Source organism: Haploplasma axanthum, assembly GCF_900660745.1.
In the GTDB taxonomy this organism is placed as follows: Bacteria; Bacillota_I; Bacilli_A; order Acholeplasmatales; family Acholeplasmataceae; genus Haploplasma; species Haploplasma axanthum.
The window spans coordinates 720,087-736,311 of sequence record NZ_LR215048.1 but is presented as its reverse complement, the minus strand read 5'-3'; the positions used below and the strand labels follow the sequence as shown (position 1 = coordinate 736,311).

Here is a 16,225-nt window from a genome sequence, read left to right as displayed (position 1 = left end):
CTCTTCTTTCTTAAAACATTGGTGGGGTAGAAATCCATAATACTTTTGCAGCAGAAGTTCCATTATTAATTAAATAATGTTCTTTATTAGCTAAGTAGTAAAACGTTTCTCCCTTTTTTATTATATATCTTTTACGATTTAAAACAAGTGTAACTTGTCCTTCCAAGACATATCCAAACTCTTCACCAGCATGTGGATTATCAATAACTGATTGTCCACCAGGAGCAAGTTTAATAATAATCGGCTCCATTTGGTATTTAAGTGCATTCGGAACAATCCAACTTATTGTATTTTTTAATTCTTCATTTTCTTTTTCATTGAAATCTTCTTTTTTAAAAACTACAGTTAAATCAGGTTCATTTCCAAAAAACGTATGTATATCAGTACCTAAAACTTCAAGTATTGCAAATAATGTTTGAATTGATGGTGATGTAAGATTATTTTCTAATTGAGAAATATAGCCTTTAGTTAATTCTAACCTTGATGCCAATTCCTCTTGTGTAAGATCATTTCCTAATCTTAACGCTCTAATCTTCTTGCCAATATCAATCATCTTATTTGTCCTTAACAGCTTTAATTCCTGGTAGCTCTTTACCTTCTAAATATTCAAGTGATGCTCCACCACCTGTTGAAATATGACTAAATCCATCTTCTAATCCGAATTCTATAACAGCAGCAGCTGAATCACCACCACCAATAATAGTTGTCGCATGATCTTTAATCTTACTGATTGCTATAGCAACATCTTTTGTTCCTTCAGCAAATTTAGGGAATTCAAATACTCCCATTGGTCCATTCCATACAACAGTTTTTGCAGTGTTAATGATTGCTGTAAATTCCTTAACTGAATCTGGTCCAATATCTAATCCTAATTCATCTTTTGGTAGTGCAGTTGCAGGTCTAACAAATCTTTCAGCATCTTTATTAAATTCTTTTGCACTAGCAACATCACTTCCTAAAACAATTTTTCCTTTACCTTGTTCTAGTAATTCTTTTGCTAATTCAACTTTATCTTCTTCTAATAAACTCTTACCAATTTCATATCCCATTGCTTTGTAGAATGTAAATGCCATTCCTCCACCAATCAATACTTTATCAGCGATTTTTAATAAATTTTGAATAACTTCAATTTTATCAGAAACCTTAGCTCCACCTAAAATAGCAACAAATGGTCTTTCAGGATTTTCTAGTGTTCCACCAATAAAATTAATTTCTTTTTCTAGTAAGAATCCTGCAACAGCACTTTCAATATTACTTGAAACTCCCACATTTGAAGCATGCGCACGATGTGCAGTACCAAATGCATCATTTACAAACACATCACCAAGTGATGCCCAGTATTTACCTAATTCAGGATCATTCTTACTTTCTTTCTTACCATCTAAATCTTCAAATCTTGTATTTTCAAACATTAATACTTCGCCTGGTTTTAAAGCGCTAATTGCTTTTTCTAATTTAGCACCACGCGTTTCAGGAATAAATGTTACATTTTGTCCTAATAACTCAGCTAATCGTTCTGAAACAACTTTCAAACTATTTTTAGCTTTATCTTCTTCAGATTTGATTCTTCCTAAATGTGAGAAAAGAATTGCTTTTCCACCATTTTCTAATACATATTTGATTGTAGGTAATGCAGCACGAATTCTATTATCGTCACTAATAACCCCATCTTGAATTGGAACGTTGAAGTCCACTCTTATTAAAACTTTTTTGTTTTTTAAATCAATATCACGAACCGTTAATTTTGCCATAATATTTCCTCCTTTGTAGTTGTTTAATATCTCTTACATTATATCATATATTTTAAAGTATTTTCCATATTACTTTCATTGAAAGTGCTTACTTATTTTATTTTTTCAAGATATTTTTCAATTTTCAAAATTTTATTTTCAAGTTGTTTCCAAAAGCTAAAATTTTTCTCAATTGATATTTCATTTCCACTATAAAAACATAATATCATTTTCTCATTATCTAATCTAATATTACTAATTTCTTTATAATTTACCCAAATTGTTTCATAATTTTGCATATTCCCTAACGGACATAAATATAAATAATGATTTAAAAGAATTGGAATATTATATTTATAATCTAAAGTTAATTTAATACCAGTTGAATAACTTTTTAATGATGTTAGCTTTAATTTACATATATGATTTATTACATATAAGCTTCTTTCTTTGATTTGAATTTGTTTTTTTCTTAAATAAACTAATGATCCATATTCATTATTAACTATGTACTCCATATCTTGAAAAAAAGAAAAGGACTTAATAGTCCTTATTGAAATTAACGATATAGTTGTATTAGTTTGATTATACAAAATGACATCCCATTTCTTTTTTTAATATCATGTTTTCTTTAATAATATGAGGTAATTCTATATACGAAAGAAATAAGTATTTTATTTATTATCAATATACTCTAATGATAAACTATTAATTATTCTTTTACTTTTTAGATTACTTAAATATAAAACACTTGATGCTAATATGGCTCCCAAAGTATCAACAATGATATCCCGCATTGTATCAACTAATGCCTTTTGACCAACAAAGTCAATCTCCGTTACAACATCACGATATCTTTGCATATTACCATCTGTTAATAAATCGGCAACAAATTCATATATTTCCCATATTGTTCCTATTGTTATAGAAAACATAACGGAAACAACAAGGATAACAACTATATGCTTACTCCAATTTTGTACTTCTAGTTTTATTAGGCTAAATGCAATAATTGTTATTAACGCACCATTTGCAAAATGAACAAGTGTATCAACATATTTTAATTTTCTGTAAAGCTTAAACACAACACCACCAATTAAACCTGTCATAAATGATGATATTATAAAGTAATATAGTCCGTTAGAAATCTTTATATTTATTTTTTCTAAAATGGCTGGTAAGAAAGTTATAATTATGATGAAACTAGCATTAATGAGAACACTATATGGTCCAACTGTAATATCATAGTTACTTTTAGAAAAATGATCATAAAAAGCAAATGTGATTAACAAAACTAATAATGTTCTAGTTGTATAATTAAATTTTTTCAGCAATGATGCCACATCCTTTAATCTTAAATATAGAATAGATATTAACAATTATACCATATTTTAAAAACTATTTAAAAAAGAAAATATCTGTATCTAATAAAGAAAAAAAGGATTATTAATTGAATAATCCTTTAAACATATTCTTTAATCTAACTTAAATTATAACTATATATATTATCCAATAGAACCTTCCATTTCAAGTTTAATCAATTGATTCAGTTCAATTGCATATTCCATTGGTAATTCTTTTGCAAATGGTTCAATAAAGCCCATGACAATCATTTCTGTAGCTTCTTCTTCAGTTAATCCTCTACTCATTAAATAAAATAATTGTTCTTCTGATATTTTTGAGACAGTTGCTTCATGTTGTAAAAATACATCACTGTTTTTAACAACATTAATTGGAACTGTATCACTTGTTGATATTCCATCTAAAATGATTGTGTCACATTCTATATTTGCTCTTGCTCCTTTAGCATTTTTTCCAAAATGAACCTTACCACGATAATTCACTGCTCCGCCACCACGACTAATTGATTTTGAAACAATGCTTGAAGTTGTATTTGGTGCCAAATGAATCATTCTTGCTCCAGCATCTTGCCATTGACCTTTTCCAGCAAAAGCAATACTAATAGTTGTTCCCTTAGCTCTTTCTTCTAATAGAATGCATGATGGATATTTCATATTAACATTTGATCCAATATTACCATCAATCCATTCCATATGGCCATTTTCATAAACATGAGCACGTTTTGTAACTAAGTTAATAACGTTGTCACTCCAATTTTGAATTGTTGTATATCTACATGTTGCATCTTTTTTAACAATTATTTCAACAATCGCTGCATGCAAACTATTTTTTGAGTAAACTGGTGCAGTACATCCTTCAACATAATTTACATATGCCCCTTCATCAACAACAATTAATGTTCTTTCAAATTGTCCCATTTGATCAGAATTAATTCTAAAGTATGATTGTAGCGGTTTTGGAACATGAACTCCTTTAGGAACATATATAAATGATCCTCCACTCCAAACTGCACTATTTAATGCAGCATACTTATTATCATCATTTTTGACAACTGTTGAAAAATATTTTTTAAATAACTCAGGATATTCTCTTAATGCAGTATCTGTATCTACATAAATAACTCCTAAATCTTCTAACTCTTTTTGAGTACTATGGTATACAACTTCGGACTCAAATTGTGTTGAAACTCCTGACAAATAATTTCTTTCTGCTTCTGGAATTCCTAATCTTTCAAAAGTTTCTTTTATTTTTTCTGGAACATCATCCCAGTTATGTTCTGCTTTATCACTTGGTTTAATGTAATATGTAAATTCATCAAAATTAATAAATGATAAATCTGGACCCCAATCTGGATTTTTTATTTCAACAAACTTTTTATAACTTTCAAGTCTGAAATCTAACATCCATTTTGGTTCCTTTTTAATTTCACTAATTTGCTTAACTATATCTTCATTAATACCTTTTCCTGTATCTAAAATCGGCTTAGAATCAGTTATAAAACCAAACTGATATTCACCAACAATATCATCAATCTTTTTCTTGTTATCGTCCATTTTAGTCCTCCTTCGTAGTAAGTCCTTTTTCGACTGCTTTCCATGCTAATGTTGCACATTTAACTCTTGCTGGAAACTGTGAGACTCCACTATAAACAACGGCATCTCCTGTTAGAATATTATGATTATATTCTTGTCCTTTAATAAGTTCATAAAACTCGTTAATTGTTTTTAATGCTTCTTCTTTTGTTTTTCCTTTTAATGTTACTGTCATAACACTTGCTGATGAACAACAGATTGAACATCCTGTCCCTAAATGTCTAACATCAGAAACTAAATCTCCATCTAGTTTTAATTGAATCATAATATCATCACCACAAGATGGATTATTCATATGTACTGTTAAATAATTACTATCATTAACTAAGCCTTTATTTTGTGGATTTTTATAATGATCCATTATTACTTGTCTGTATAAATTGTTTATATCCATTCTAATCACCTAAAAACTTTCAAAAAAATCTCTTGTAGCAATAATAGCATTAACCAAATTATCACAATCTTTATAATCATTATATACCGCAAATGATGCTCTTAGGGTTGCTGTAACACCTAAAAATTTTGCAACTAACTGCGCACAATGATGACCTGCTCTAACACAAACATTATTTTGATCAAGGATACTTGCAGCATCATGTGGATGAACATTCTCGATATTAAACGTTATAATGCCTGTTTCAGCAGTTTTATTATATACTGTTAATCCTTTAACATCTTTCAATTTATTCAGTGTATAATCTCTTAACTTCATTTCATGTTCATGAATTTTATCTAATGATATTTCTTCCAAAAACTTAATTGATTCCTTAAAAGCAATCACTTCAGCAATAACAGGTGTTCCTGCTTCAAATTTGTAAGGAATATCTTTCCATGATGATTCATCTTTAAAAACTAAATGAGCCATTTCTCCGCCATATTCAAAAGGTTTCAATTGATTTAAAAGTTTTTCTTTTCCAAATAAAATACCAACTCCATTTGGGCCGTACATTTTATGAGAAGAAAATGCTAAAAAATCAACATCTAACTCTTTAACATCAATTTTTAGATGACTTGCTGCTTGAGCTGCGTCAAGAATCACTATTGCTCCATTTTGATGAGCAATCTCAATTATTTCTTTAATCGGTGTTACATAACCTAAAACATTTGAAACATACGTAATAGCAACTACCTTAGTTTTATTTGAAATAACTTTTTTGAAATTTTCAACAGTTATTTTCCCTTCTTCTGTCAAAGGCAAAAATTTTAATCTCGCTTTTTTTTCTTTAGCAATTACTTGCCATGGAATAAATGATGAATGATGCTCTAACTCAGTAGTGATTATTTCATCATCTTCAAATATAAAATCACTATAACTACTAGCAATCTTATTAAGCGAATCGGTTGTTCCTTTAGTAAATACTACTTCATTAAGATTACTATTTATAAATTTTGAAACATATTCCCTAGTTTCTTCAAATTGATTTGTCGCTTCATAAGCAAGTCTATATACACCTCTATGAATGTTTGATCCGTTATTAGCATAATAATCATTTAAACTCTCAATAACAGATTTCAATTTTAAAGAAGATGCAGCACTATCTAAGTAACTAACATCTTTATTCTTTATATAAAACGGGAATTTTTTTCTTATATCTTGATTCATTTATTCATCATATCCTTAAGTTCACAAGTTCGTTAAATCTTTCTTTTAACTCTTCATCTTCTATTTCATCAATTACTGGTCTTAAAAAACCATTAATTATTAATTTTTCTGCATCTTTTTTCGTTAGACCTCTACTTTGCAAGTAGTAAAGAGCCTCTTCTTCTAGTCTACCTACTGTTGCAGCGTGTCCAGCTTTAATATCATATTCATCAATTAAAAGAATTGGGTTAACTTCCACTACTGCATCATCTGATGTAATAACACCTTTTAATGTTTGATATACGTTAGAATTTTTCATTCCTTTTTCAATTTTTTCAACACCATTTAAGATTACTCGTCCTTTTTTATTAGCAATCCCTATATTAGTCATATCACCAAATGTATTTGGTGCCATATGATTCATATAAACATCTATTTTTTGATCATTATTATCACTTGATACTGCAACTGCTCTAATTTTAACACTTGCACCTATGCCAGCAACTTTAACATCAATTTTCGCTGTTAAAACATCACTCACAAGACCTGCAAGTAAATCAAGGTTACTATCCTTACCAGCAACAAACTCATGTGTTAGAATAGCATTTTTGCTTTCTAGTGCAGCAATCAATAAATATTTTAAGTTTGTATTCTCATTTGTAATTAGTTTAATTCTATAATCGCTATTTCCTTTTGATTTATCTGCAACTTCTAAAATTATTTTAACATCACTATTACTACCAATATTAATTTCTAACTCTTCATGATTATCTTCTAGCAAAGTTATTTTAAGTGGTTTTTCATAAATAGTTTTTTCTGGAATTGTTAATTTTCGGTCATTAAGTTTAATATTTTTTGAAGTAGTATTTTCAATTATTTGATGATTCTTAATAACAATACTTTCCATTATTCATTACCTGCTTCAAAATCAATTCCTAATTCTTCTTTTACCCATTCATAACCATTAGTATCAATCTTAGTAATTAATTCTTTGCCGCCAGTTAAAACAATTTTCCCATCAATCATGATATGAACATGTGTAGGTTCGATATAATCTAGAATACGTTGATAGTGAGTAATTAATATACATCCAAACTCTGGACTAATCATATCATTAACATTATTTCCTACAATTTTTAATGCATCAACGTCTAACCCTGAATCTATTTCATCTAAGATTGCAATTTTAGGTTTTAATGTTTTTAATTGTAAGATCTCATTTCTTTTTCGCTCACCACCACTAAATCCTTCATTTAAATATCTATGCGGAAGATCTTTACGCATTTTTAAATCTTCGGCATTTTTTTCATACTTAAAAATAAAATCAATTAATGATACATCTTTACCTGAAACTGCCTTTAATGCTTGACGCATAAAATCACTATTTGTAACACCAGGTACTTCTGCAGGATACTGCATAGCTAAAAAAAGTCCAGATCTAGCTCTTTCATCAACTTCCATTTCTAAAAGATTTTCATCATCTAAAATAGCAGTTCCTTCAGTTACTTCATACTTTGGATGTCCCATTAATGCACTAGCAAGTGTTGATTTACCAGTTCCGTTTGGGCCCATTATTGCATGTACTTCCCCTGAGTTAACTACAAGATTAACTCCTTTTAATATCTTCTTACCTTCAATTTCAACTTGAAGGTTATTAATCTTTAATGTTGACATATATTCACTCCTTAAATACTACTAATTATTATATAACAAATACACATTTTTTTCTATCTAATCGATAAACTATAATATATTATAAAATAAAATGTGACATTGATTCATATCGATGTCACACTTCTTATTCAAAACATTAAACTATTTTAATTAAATCTACCAAAATATTTTTTCAAATCTTCCTTCTATAGTAACATCTGAAATAATAACAAATCTTGAAACTTGTACACCATTTAAATACCAACCTAAAAACTTATATTCAGGTCCAAACATCATCGGACCGAATAAATTAACTTGTGAGTTTGCGTTTGCGGATTCTTTATTTGGATTACTAGCATCTACATCAACATTATATGTATATGTAATTGTATATACCTTTATACTCCATTTTGCATATAAGTTAATATCTTTATCATAGTAAATGTTTGGTTCAAAGTTTATTGTTAATTCACTATCTAGATACCAACCAATGAAATTATAGTGTTCTTTTATAGGTGATTTAAGCTTTAATAAACTTCCATGTTCTAGTGTATCAGCATTATCATTAACTGCATCTTCAACATTAAAATATGAAATATTATATTTTTTCACTTCCCATTTTGCATATAAGTTAATATCTTTATCATAGTGAATGTTTGGTTCAAAGTTTATTGTTAATTCACTATCTAGATACCAACCAATGAAATTATAGTGTTCTTTTATAGGTGATTTAAGCTTTAATAAACTTCCATGTTCTAATGTATCAGCATTATCATTAACTGCATTTTCAACATTAAAATATGAAATATTATATTTTTTCACTTCCCATTTTGCATATAAATCAATATTTCCTGTCATATTCTTAATTTTTATAATTTTATCATTTCCATTTTTACTTAAGTACCAACCAACAAACGTATTTCCTTGTTTCGTTGGTTCATATAAATCAATATCACTAGTTATTTGATATTCATTCGGATTATTTGGATTATTAGTATCAATGTTTTTGTAAGTAATCGTATATGTAATCTTTTCCCATTTTGCATATAATACTAAATTACTACTAAAGCCTTTTATTTCAGTTACTTTAACAGTTGAATCAACGTTTCTATACCAACCAACAAATGTATATCCTGGTCTTGTTGCATCATGTAAAGATTTAGGTTTATCATCAAAATAGAATGTGGTTGGATTATTTTCACTGTTTGAATCAACATTATGATATGTGATAGTATATTTAGTTTTTGTCCATCTAGCTTGTAAAATAATCTCTTCTATTTCTGGATCTCTATCATTAAGATTGATTTCTTCAACTAATTGATAATTTTCTAAGGTAATTTCTTCATACCATCCATCAAATGTATATCCTTTTCTTTCAGCCTTTTTAAGTTCTAATGGATTAATGATTGAAACACTTCCTGGATTAGTATTAGAATCACCCTCTTTTAAACCCTCATATGTAATCGTAACTTGTCCCATGATCCATTTAGCAGTAAAGGTCATATTACCATTCACTTCAAATACTGTGCCGATTAATTTTCTTTCTATGCCATCTTCATTCATTGTATACCATCCATCAAATATATATCCATGTTTCTTAGGTGACGCTAAAACAGAATGTTGGTTAAGATCAAATTTAGATGATTCCTCATTACCAGTATCTACAAAATCATTTTTATCAGTCATAAACTTGAATGTTAGAGTATATATTTGTTTTGGCAACCATTTTGCTGTAAATGTAAAATCAGAATTTACGACAAATTCATTTCCTGTGTATTTTCTTTCCTCACCATTAGCAATAAAATACCATCCGATAAACTTGTATCCGTTACGGTTTAGATCATCATTCGTAACGTATTCATTTATATAGATTTTATCTCCATCTTTAAGATTTTCTGCAAGACGATTTTTTCCTTCAATCCCCAAATCAAATGTAACTATATAAGTAGGTTTTTTCTTCCATTTTGCATATATATTAGTGTCATTTGTTAACGCACTATTAAACTCATACTTAGTAATTAAGTTTAAATCTGTGTACCATCCTTCAAATATATATTCATCTTTTGATACTACTGGAGCATCGACTACTAAGTCAATTCCTTTTCTAAATCCATCTCTTGACTCAATTAATGTTTCTCCATCATAGAATGTAACTGTTAATAGTTTTTCCCATTTAGCATATAGTACAAGATCTTTACTTATAGTTTCATCAAATGTATATTGTGTTTTTAATTCTCTTTCCATATACCAACCTTTAAAGTAATAACCAACTTTTCTAGGAATAAAATCATCAATAACTTTTGTTTCTCCACTTATGTATCCATTTTTAATGTCTGTTCTATCCCCTTCAATTACGTATGTAACTGTTAAAAGTCTATTCCATTTTGCATATAGAACCAAATCAGATACAATTTTCTCATCAAAGTCATATCTTTGTGTTAATGCTTGATCTGTATACCATCCAACAAACTGATAATTTTCTTTATATGGTTCTATAGGCTCATATATTGTAGAATACTTTTGTATGCCATCAATACTATTTAAGTCATTGCCACCATTTGAAACATAATCAACTCTAAACACTTTTTCTATATATAGTTTTACAGTCCTTGATATACCTCCAGCATTAATAAGTACTTCAACATTTGCACTATCTATATTATCAGGTAGTGTTGCTTCTAGAATTCCATTTGAGCTTACTTTAACATTTTCAGATTCTTTTATTGGAATATACGTAATTGAATGGTGCCCTGTAACTTCGTTTTCATATTCAAGATTTACTTTATATCTAGTATTTGAATTTAATACTCCAGTTTTATAAGTTATATCTTGTATTTTTGCTATATCAGTATTTCCTTCTGGTTCAATTGTTACTTTCTTTATACCACTTGGAAAAACTATCTTTTTTTCTGAGTACTGACTTAATATACTTTGATAATTGTCTTGTCCAACTTTTAGGAAGTATGCTTGAATTTCTGATGCACGCTTTTGATATATTGCATTATCACTATCTCCATTAGAGTTAATACCTGCAACAATATCCCATATTGGATATAAAGAATTATCATCTTTAATACCCATTAATGATGGTTTATCCTTAATAGACTTTTGCCATTCAGCATATTTTTTAGATATATCTTGTTCAGAATATATACCAACAGTCTCACCACCAATGACACTTAAGTTAACTGATACATTAACATTTTTATTCTTTATACTTTCTCTATAATCTACATCAATATCAACGTTTGTTTTGATCCATCCACGAACTGATGCGTCAACAGCAACACTTACATTATTAACATTTGTATCATCAAAGCTTGCAATAGTATAATCAAGTTTCATTGCTCCACCCATAGTTACACTTGTTAAAACATGGCTTCCATATCTTCTAATAAACTGTTCTATCGGAAGATTTTTAGCATCATTTACAAAGCTTTCAGAAAGCATATCAGCATAATCATTAGGATTAACTTGTAATCCTAAATAATAACTTTGTTCTTGTATATCAATTGTCTTGTACATTTGTTCTTTAGAATTTGTAGTTTGTGTACTAAATGATGCAGCAATATCTAATTTTCCAAATGGAGCACCTAATTTAACTTTCGCTTTAACTTGTAAACTTTGGATATATTCTTCCATTGTTTTTCCCTCAATATTTTTAATGTCAGTTACTGTTTCATAAACTTTAATAACTTGTTGCTGACTTATTTTATCCCTTGCAAATACTGGAAACGTAATATTTGTATTTCTAGCACTTACTTGTGAATAATTTGCAAGATTAATTCCATACCCTAAGAATGAAGCATCAACATCATTTGCATTATGTGTAGCATATGCTCCAATTTCAACTTTATTACCTGCTGAATCTACCGTTTTAATTAATTCCCCATTTTTAGATTCATAATCATCATTTACTACATCATTACTTTTACATGCATATAATACAAAAAGTGATGTAATTAAAAAAACAATATAACTTATTTTTTTTAGCATAGTTTTTTCCTTTCACTATTAAATATACTAACTGTACTACCCTACAAATATAATATCTCCTTTCCTTTTTTATAGTACTATACTTATATTATTGTATTATTTTACTTTTTTGTAGAGCACATGTGTCACTTAATTGGAGAACATAAGAGTACATGTGGTTATTTAACTTGTTCTAATATCACAATATAGATTTTAAAAAATAAACTTTTATAAAAAAAAGAAAAAGGTCCAAAATTTTGGACCTATCTCTTTATTATTTTAAGTTATTAGTAATATCGTGTGGTCATCGTATAGCTATGTAATATAGTGTGGTGACCACACTTTTTTACATAGGTTCTTTTAATCATTTAAAAAAAGACCTCTTATGTTATGATATTGTTACTATCCAAATCTAACAAAGGAGGTCCTTCATGTATGATGATATCATAAAATTTCTAAATTTAAAACATAATGATTCTTTTGATTTTCAATTTGATATTCTAGATGTTACCAATTCAAATTCAATAACCAATGTTCATTTAACTCTGTCACTCAAAAAGATCAATTGTCCAGTATGTAACTCTGTAGATTCTAAAATACATGGTTATAAAACTAAAACTATCACTCATAGTATTTCTAATAGTAATCCTGTTAACATTATTTTTAGACATAGGAGGTTCATTTGTAAGTTTTGTAATAAAACTTTCTTTGAACCTAACCCTTTTACTATTAATAAAGATAGAATTAGTCATTATACTAAATTATCTATTTTAGAACACTTAAAGAATCCTTCTAATACATTTACTAGTGCTTCTACTATCTTTAATGTTTCTACTAAAACTGTTATTGATATTTTTGATGATTATGTTGATCCAAATAGAAATATATTACCTAAGTTTTTATGTATCGATGAATTTCATGTTTCAAAAAGGACTAAACATCCTTATGCTTGTCTATTCTTAGATTTTGAAACAAAAAAAATAATTGATGTTTTAAAAACTCGTCATAAATCATATCTATTAGAATATCTATCTAGTCTTAAACATACTGAATTAGATAGTGTTAAAGTAGTTATTATTGATATGTGGAAGCCTTATAAAGACGTTATATCTAAAGTTATGCCTAAAGCTTTAATAGCTATTGATTCTTTTCATGTTATTAAACATATTAATGATATCGTTAATAAGCATCGTATTAAAGTAATGAATAAATATGCTGGTAATATTGAGTTTAAAACTTATAAGAATGATAAATATTATATGTTAAAGAAGTTTCATTATTTCTTTACTAAAGAATACGATAATATCTATAATGGTTATATTTCTATTCCTAAGTTTAGAATTAGTCTTAATAAATCTTCTATTAAAGATTTTCTTTTATCCATTGATGATGATTTAACTGAAGTTTATAAAATCAAGGAAGAATATCGTGAGTTTAATAGAAACTCTAATTTTGATAATGCTAAAGAATTACTATCTGATTTAATTACTAAATATCGTAATCACAGGTTAGAAGATATTAGATCTTTTGGTAAATTACTTTCTAATTGGAAGAATGAGATTATTAATTCCTTTATTAAATCCGATTCTAATAGAAGATTATCTAATGGACCAATTGAAGGTACTAATTCTAGAATAAAGACTATTATTAAGACTAGTAATGGGATTAAAAGTTTTAAGAGATTAAGAGCTAGAATCATTTATTCTATTAATAAAGATGTAGCCCTTAAAATACCCGAATAAATTAAAATAGATTGGATAGAAAAAGCGGAAGAAATCAGGTTTAGATTCTTCCGCTTTATTACATACCACATTATATTACATAGGCTACTTAGCCACACCTAATTACATAGGTGTTTTCAATAAAACCACACGATATTACTAAGAGCCTTATTTTACTAATTATAATCAATAAAATCTTTATAACCTTATATATCTTTAAGTATTTGCTATTCTACTGGAAAAAAACGATAGTAAGCATATAACTTAATAATAAGATCAGGATATAATGTTTTCAAATCAGATTTAGGACGTAATAATTCAATAAATGGATATTTTTCTTTTTCTTCTGAACTTAATTTAATATATTCTGATTGTGGTATTTCTCTCCATCCAGTAAATCTTCCATACGATTCGTGTATTGGATGAGTACTTGAATCACTAGGTTTAAAGTAAACAATAGAACTATCAAAAGAAAATTCTGTTGGATAGCTTTTTCTTGCTTCCTCATTTGGTAACTCTCCACCAGCAAAATCATATTCAACTTTGAACACATCTACATCCCATTTGGCATATAAAGTAATACTTTGTTTTACAGTATTAACATTAAAATTAAACCTAGTTCCTTCATCAAATGTACTTGTCGTATACCAACCAGAAAACTCTGATGAAGTACGTGTAGGTTTTAATGGCTCATCGATTTTAGAGTTCGATGGAACAGTTAATGTTGATATTGTGCTACCACCATTTGTATAAAAAACAACGGTATATTCCTTTTGTGGTTTTGGTTTTGGCTGTACTGCAACGATTAAGATTAGAAATAAAATAATTGTAATAGTAATTAATTTTTTCATTTTATTTGCCTCCTAATTCTTTTAAATACTTCTTATATTCCGCATCATTTGCTGATATAAAATGACCAGGTTTAATTTCACGTAGTGTTGGTTTTTGTGTTCTATAATCATGAACACTTAAATCATATATAATTCTCTTACGTGTTTTTTCTAATTCAGGGTCTGGATGTGGGATTGCAGACAATAAAGATTTAGTATACGGGTGAAGTGGATTAGCAAACAACTCTTCAGAAGAAGCAAGTTCCACTATCTTACCAAAATACATTACTGCAATTCTATCACTAAAATATTTAACAACTGATAAATCGTGGGCAACGAATAAAATTGTTAATCCTAATTTCTCTTTTAACTCGTTTAAAAGATTAATAACTTGAGCTTGAATAGAAACATCAAGAGCACTTATAGGTTCATCAGCAATAATAAAATCAGGATTTACTATTAGCGCACGTGCAATACCAATTCTTTGTCTTTGTCCACCACTAAACTCATGTGGATATCTACTAGCATGTTCTTTACTTAATCCAACTAAATTTAGCATTTCAAAAACACGTTTTTGGATTTCTTTTTTATCAGTTACACCTTTTATACGTAATCCTTCAGATATAATATCACCAACAACCATACGTGGATTCAGTGATGAAATTGGATCTTGAAATATCATTTGCATTGTTGATAAGAAATTTACATGACTTGGTTTTAATTTATTTATTTCATTAAGTTTGTCTTGATGATTCTTTTTAGCTTCTTGAGATCTAGTCTTTCTAAGCTTATCATCTTCAATTTCAGAAATAACTATTTTTTCTGCCAAATATCTATCTTTTTCTGAATTTATTAATTCAATCCTCTTATTCTTATCTTCTTCACTTTCGCGGAAACTATTTTGACGTTTAGCTTCTTGAATTAATTTTTTCTTTTCATTAATATTAACTAATAATCTACTCTTTATCTCATCTATTTTCGCTGTATTTTCAACATAAGCATCAGGATTATTTTTAGCATCTTCTTTAGTTTTTAAAACTTGATTTTTTAACTCATTATCTAAGTCTTTAATTTGATTATCAAAATCTATAATTTTTTCTTTAGATTCTTGTGTCAAACTATTAATCTTGCTATCTATTTCATCTTTATTAATTGAAACAGATTGAATTTTTTCTATTGCTAATTCAAATTCTTTAGTTATAACAGTTTTTTCTTCATTGAATTTTTCTTTAAATTCTAAAACTTCTTGCTTCAGTCTAGTTTTTTCTTCAACAACAATAGTCTTTTTAATTGTTTTTAAATCAATCTCATCAAGATTAGAAATATTCAATTTATTAGCTAACTCTTTTTTCATTTTGTCTTCGACATATAAGATTTCGCTATCACGAGTTTGTTCGATAATTCTTACTTGTTCATCTTTTTCATATTTTTCAATTTTTGATGACAAAATAAATCTTGTTTTATCTTTAGCTCTTTTGTTTATTAAACTTACATTATCATTTCTATTTTCAATAATACGTGAAACACTTTCACTATATATTTTGTCTACAGAAAGTTGATATTGATGTTCTAATTCAGACATATTCAGTTTATATTTGACTTTTGTATCTCTAAGTTCTTCCTTATTATCTGTAATTGGTTTTTTAATAAGTTGAATCTGTTCTTTAAATTCATTTTTAAAATTTTCTTTTTGTTTCTTAATTTCATTAATTTTTTCTTTATACTCTTTATTCAAAAGATAAAGTTTGTAGTCTAGTGGTTTATTTGTCAAAATCTCAAA

General features: G+C 27.8%; 13 protein-coding genes. 1 reads left to right on the top strand and 12 read right to left on the bottom strand.

Annotation, left to right across the window (positions count from 1 at the left end; genetic code table 11):
- Window positions 1-10: 10 nt before the first annotated feature.
- From EXC62_RS03450 to EXC62_RS03405, 10 genes are all read right to left on the bottom strand, one after another.
- On the bottom strand, window positions 11-550 hold the full coding sequence (locus tag EXC62_RS03450; protein WP_026390466.1) for a helix-turn-helix domain-containing protein: 540 nt from the start codon (window positions 548-550) through the stop codon (window positions 11-13).
- Between the two features lie 4 nt (window positions 551-554).
- Window positions 555-1,751, bottom strand: coding sequence for a phosphoglycerate kinase (locus EXC62_RS03445; protein ID WP_026390465.1), 1,197 nt, complete (start codon window positions 1,749-1,751; stop codon window positions 555-557).
- Between the two features lie 92 nt (window positions 1,752-1,843).
- On the bottom strand, window positions 1,844-2,248 hold the full coding sequence (locus EXC62_RS03440; protein WP_129747474.1) for a competence protein ComK: 405 nt from the start codon (window positions 2,246-2,248) through the stop codon (window positions 1,844-1,846).
- A 156-nt stretch (window positions 2,249-2,404) separates the two neighbouring features.
- The gene (locus EXC62_RS03435) at window positions 2,405-3,064 is read right to left on the bottom strand and encodes a hypothetical protein (RefSeq protein WP_026390463.1); all 660 of its coding nucleotides are present in this window, start codon (window positions 3,062-3,064) and stop codon (window positions 2,405-2,407) included.
- 171 nt (window positions 3,065-3,235) lie between these two features.
- Complete coding sequence (gene sufB, locus EXC62_RS03430; RefSeq protein WP_026390462.1) at window positions 3,236-4,645, bottom strand: Fe-S cluster assembly protein SufB; 1,410 nt, start codon at window positions 4,643-4,645, stop codon at window positions 3,236-3,238.
- Between the two features lies 1 nt (window position 4,646).
- Window positions 4,647-5,078 carry a Fe-S cluster assembly sulfur transfer protein SufU gene (gene sufU / locus EXC62_RS03425; protein WP_026390461.1) on the bottom strand — a complete coding sequence of 144 codons (432 nt, stop codon included), beginning with the start codon at window positions 5,076-5,078 and terminating at the stop codon, window positions 4,647-4,649.
- Window positions 5,079-5,087: 9 nt separating this feature from the next.
- Window positions 5,088-6,287: an aminotransferase class V-fold PLP-dependent enzyme gene (locus EXC62_RS03420; protein ID WP_026390460.1), complete on the bottom strand. Its 1,200-nt coding sequence runs from the start codon at window positions 6,285-6,287 to the stop codon at window positions 5,088-5,090.
- A 7-nt stretch (window positions 6,288-6,294) separates the two neighbouring features.
- On the bottom strand, window positions 6,295-7,173 hold the full coding sequence (locus EXC62_RS03415; RefSeq protein ID WP_162140190.1) for a SufD family Fe-S cluster assembly protein: 879 nt from the start codon (window positions 7,171-7,173) through the stop codon (window positions 6,295-6,297).
- The gene (sufC, locus tag EXC62_RS03410) at window positions 7,173-7,940 is read right to left on the bottom strand and encodes a Fe-S cluster assembly ATPase SufC (RefSeq protein WP_026390459.1); all 768 of its coding nucleotides are present in this window, start codon (window positions 7,938-7,940) and stop codon (window positions 7,173-7,175) included. Before sufC ends, EXC62_RS03415 begins: the two co-directional genes overlap by 1 nt.
- A gap of 156 nt (window positions 7,941-8,096) precedes the next feature.
- Window positions 8,097-11,915, bottom strand: a complete 3,819-nt coding sequence (locus EXC62_RS03405) for an InlB B-repeat-containing protein (RefSeq protein ID WP_026390458.1) — start codon at window positions 11,913-11,915, stop codon at window positions 8,097-8,099.
- 410 nt (window positions 11,916-12,325) lie between these two features.
- Between EXC62_RS03405 and EXC62_RS03400 the strand changes: the two genes are divergently transcribed.
- A complete protein-coding gene (locus EXC62_RS03400) occupies window positions 12,326-13,636 on the top strand; it encodes an ISL3 family transposase (protein WP_129747472.1) in 1,311 nt (436 codons plus the stop codon).
- Window positions 13,637-13,842: 206 nt separating this feature from the next.
- Here EXC62_RS03400 and EXC62_RS03395 read toward each other — a convergent pair whose 3' ends face one another.
- Both EXC62_RS03395 and EXC62_RS09155 read right to left on the bottom strand, forming a co-directional pair.
- Window positions 13,843-14,466, bottom strand: coding sequence for an InlB B-repeat-containing protein (locus EXC62_RS03395; protein ID WP_026390355.1), 624 nt, complete (start codon window positions 14,464-14,466; stop codon window positions 13,843-13,845).
- Between the two features lies 1 nt (window position 14,467).
- Complete coding sequence (locus EXC62_RS09155; RefSeq protein ID WP_408609942.1) at window positions 14,468-15,367, bottom strand: ATP-binding cassette domain-containing protein; 900 nt, start codon at window positions 15,365-15,367, stop codon at window positions 14,468-14,470.
- Window positions 15,368-16,225 lie beyond the last annotated feature (858 nt).

Excerpts from the sequence above, each read along its gene's own strand:
- EXC62_RS03445 (WP_026390465.1), bottom strand. The coding sequence starts at position 1,751 with ATGGCAAAATTAACGGTTCGTGATATTGATTTAAAAAACAAAAAAGTT.
- EXC62_RS03440 (WP_129747474.1), bottom strand. The coding sequence starts at position 2,248 with ATGGAGTACATAGTTAATAATGAATATGGATCATTAGTTTATTTAAGA.
- sufB (WP_026390462.1), bottom strand. The coding sequence starts at position 4,645 with ATGGACGATAACAAGAAAAAGATTGATGATATTGTTGGTGAATATCAG.
- sufU (WP_026390461.1), bottom strand. The coding sequence starts at position 5,078 with ATGGATATAAACAATTTATACAGACAAGTAATAATGGATCATTATAAA.
- EXC62_RS03420 (WP_026390460.1), bottom strand. The coding sequence starts at position 6,287 with ATGAATCAAGATATAAGAAAAAAATTCCCGTTTTATATAAAGAATAAA.
- EXC62_RS03415 (WP_162140190.1), bottom strand. The coding sequence starts at position 7,173 with ATGGAAAGTATTGTTATTAAGAATCATCAAATAATTGAAAATACTACT.
- sufC (WP_026390459.1), bottom strand. The coding sequence starts at position 7,940 with ATGTCAACATTAAAGATTAATAACCTTCAAGTTGAAATTGAAGGTAAG.
- EXC62_RS03405 (WP_026390458.1), bottom strand. The coding sequence starts at position 11,915 with ATGCTAAAAAAAATAAGTTATATTGTTTTTTTAATTACATCACTTTTT.
- EXC62_RS03400 (WP_129747472.1), top strand. The coding sequence starts at position 12,326 with ATGTATGATGATATCATAAAATTTCTAAATTTAAAACATAATGATTCT.
- EXC62_RS03395 (WP_026390355.1), bottom strand. The coding sequence starts at position 14,466 with ATGAAAAAATTAATTACTATTACAATTATTTTATTTCTAATCTTAATC.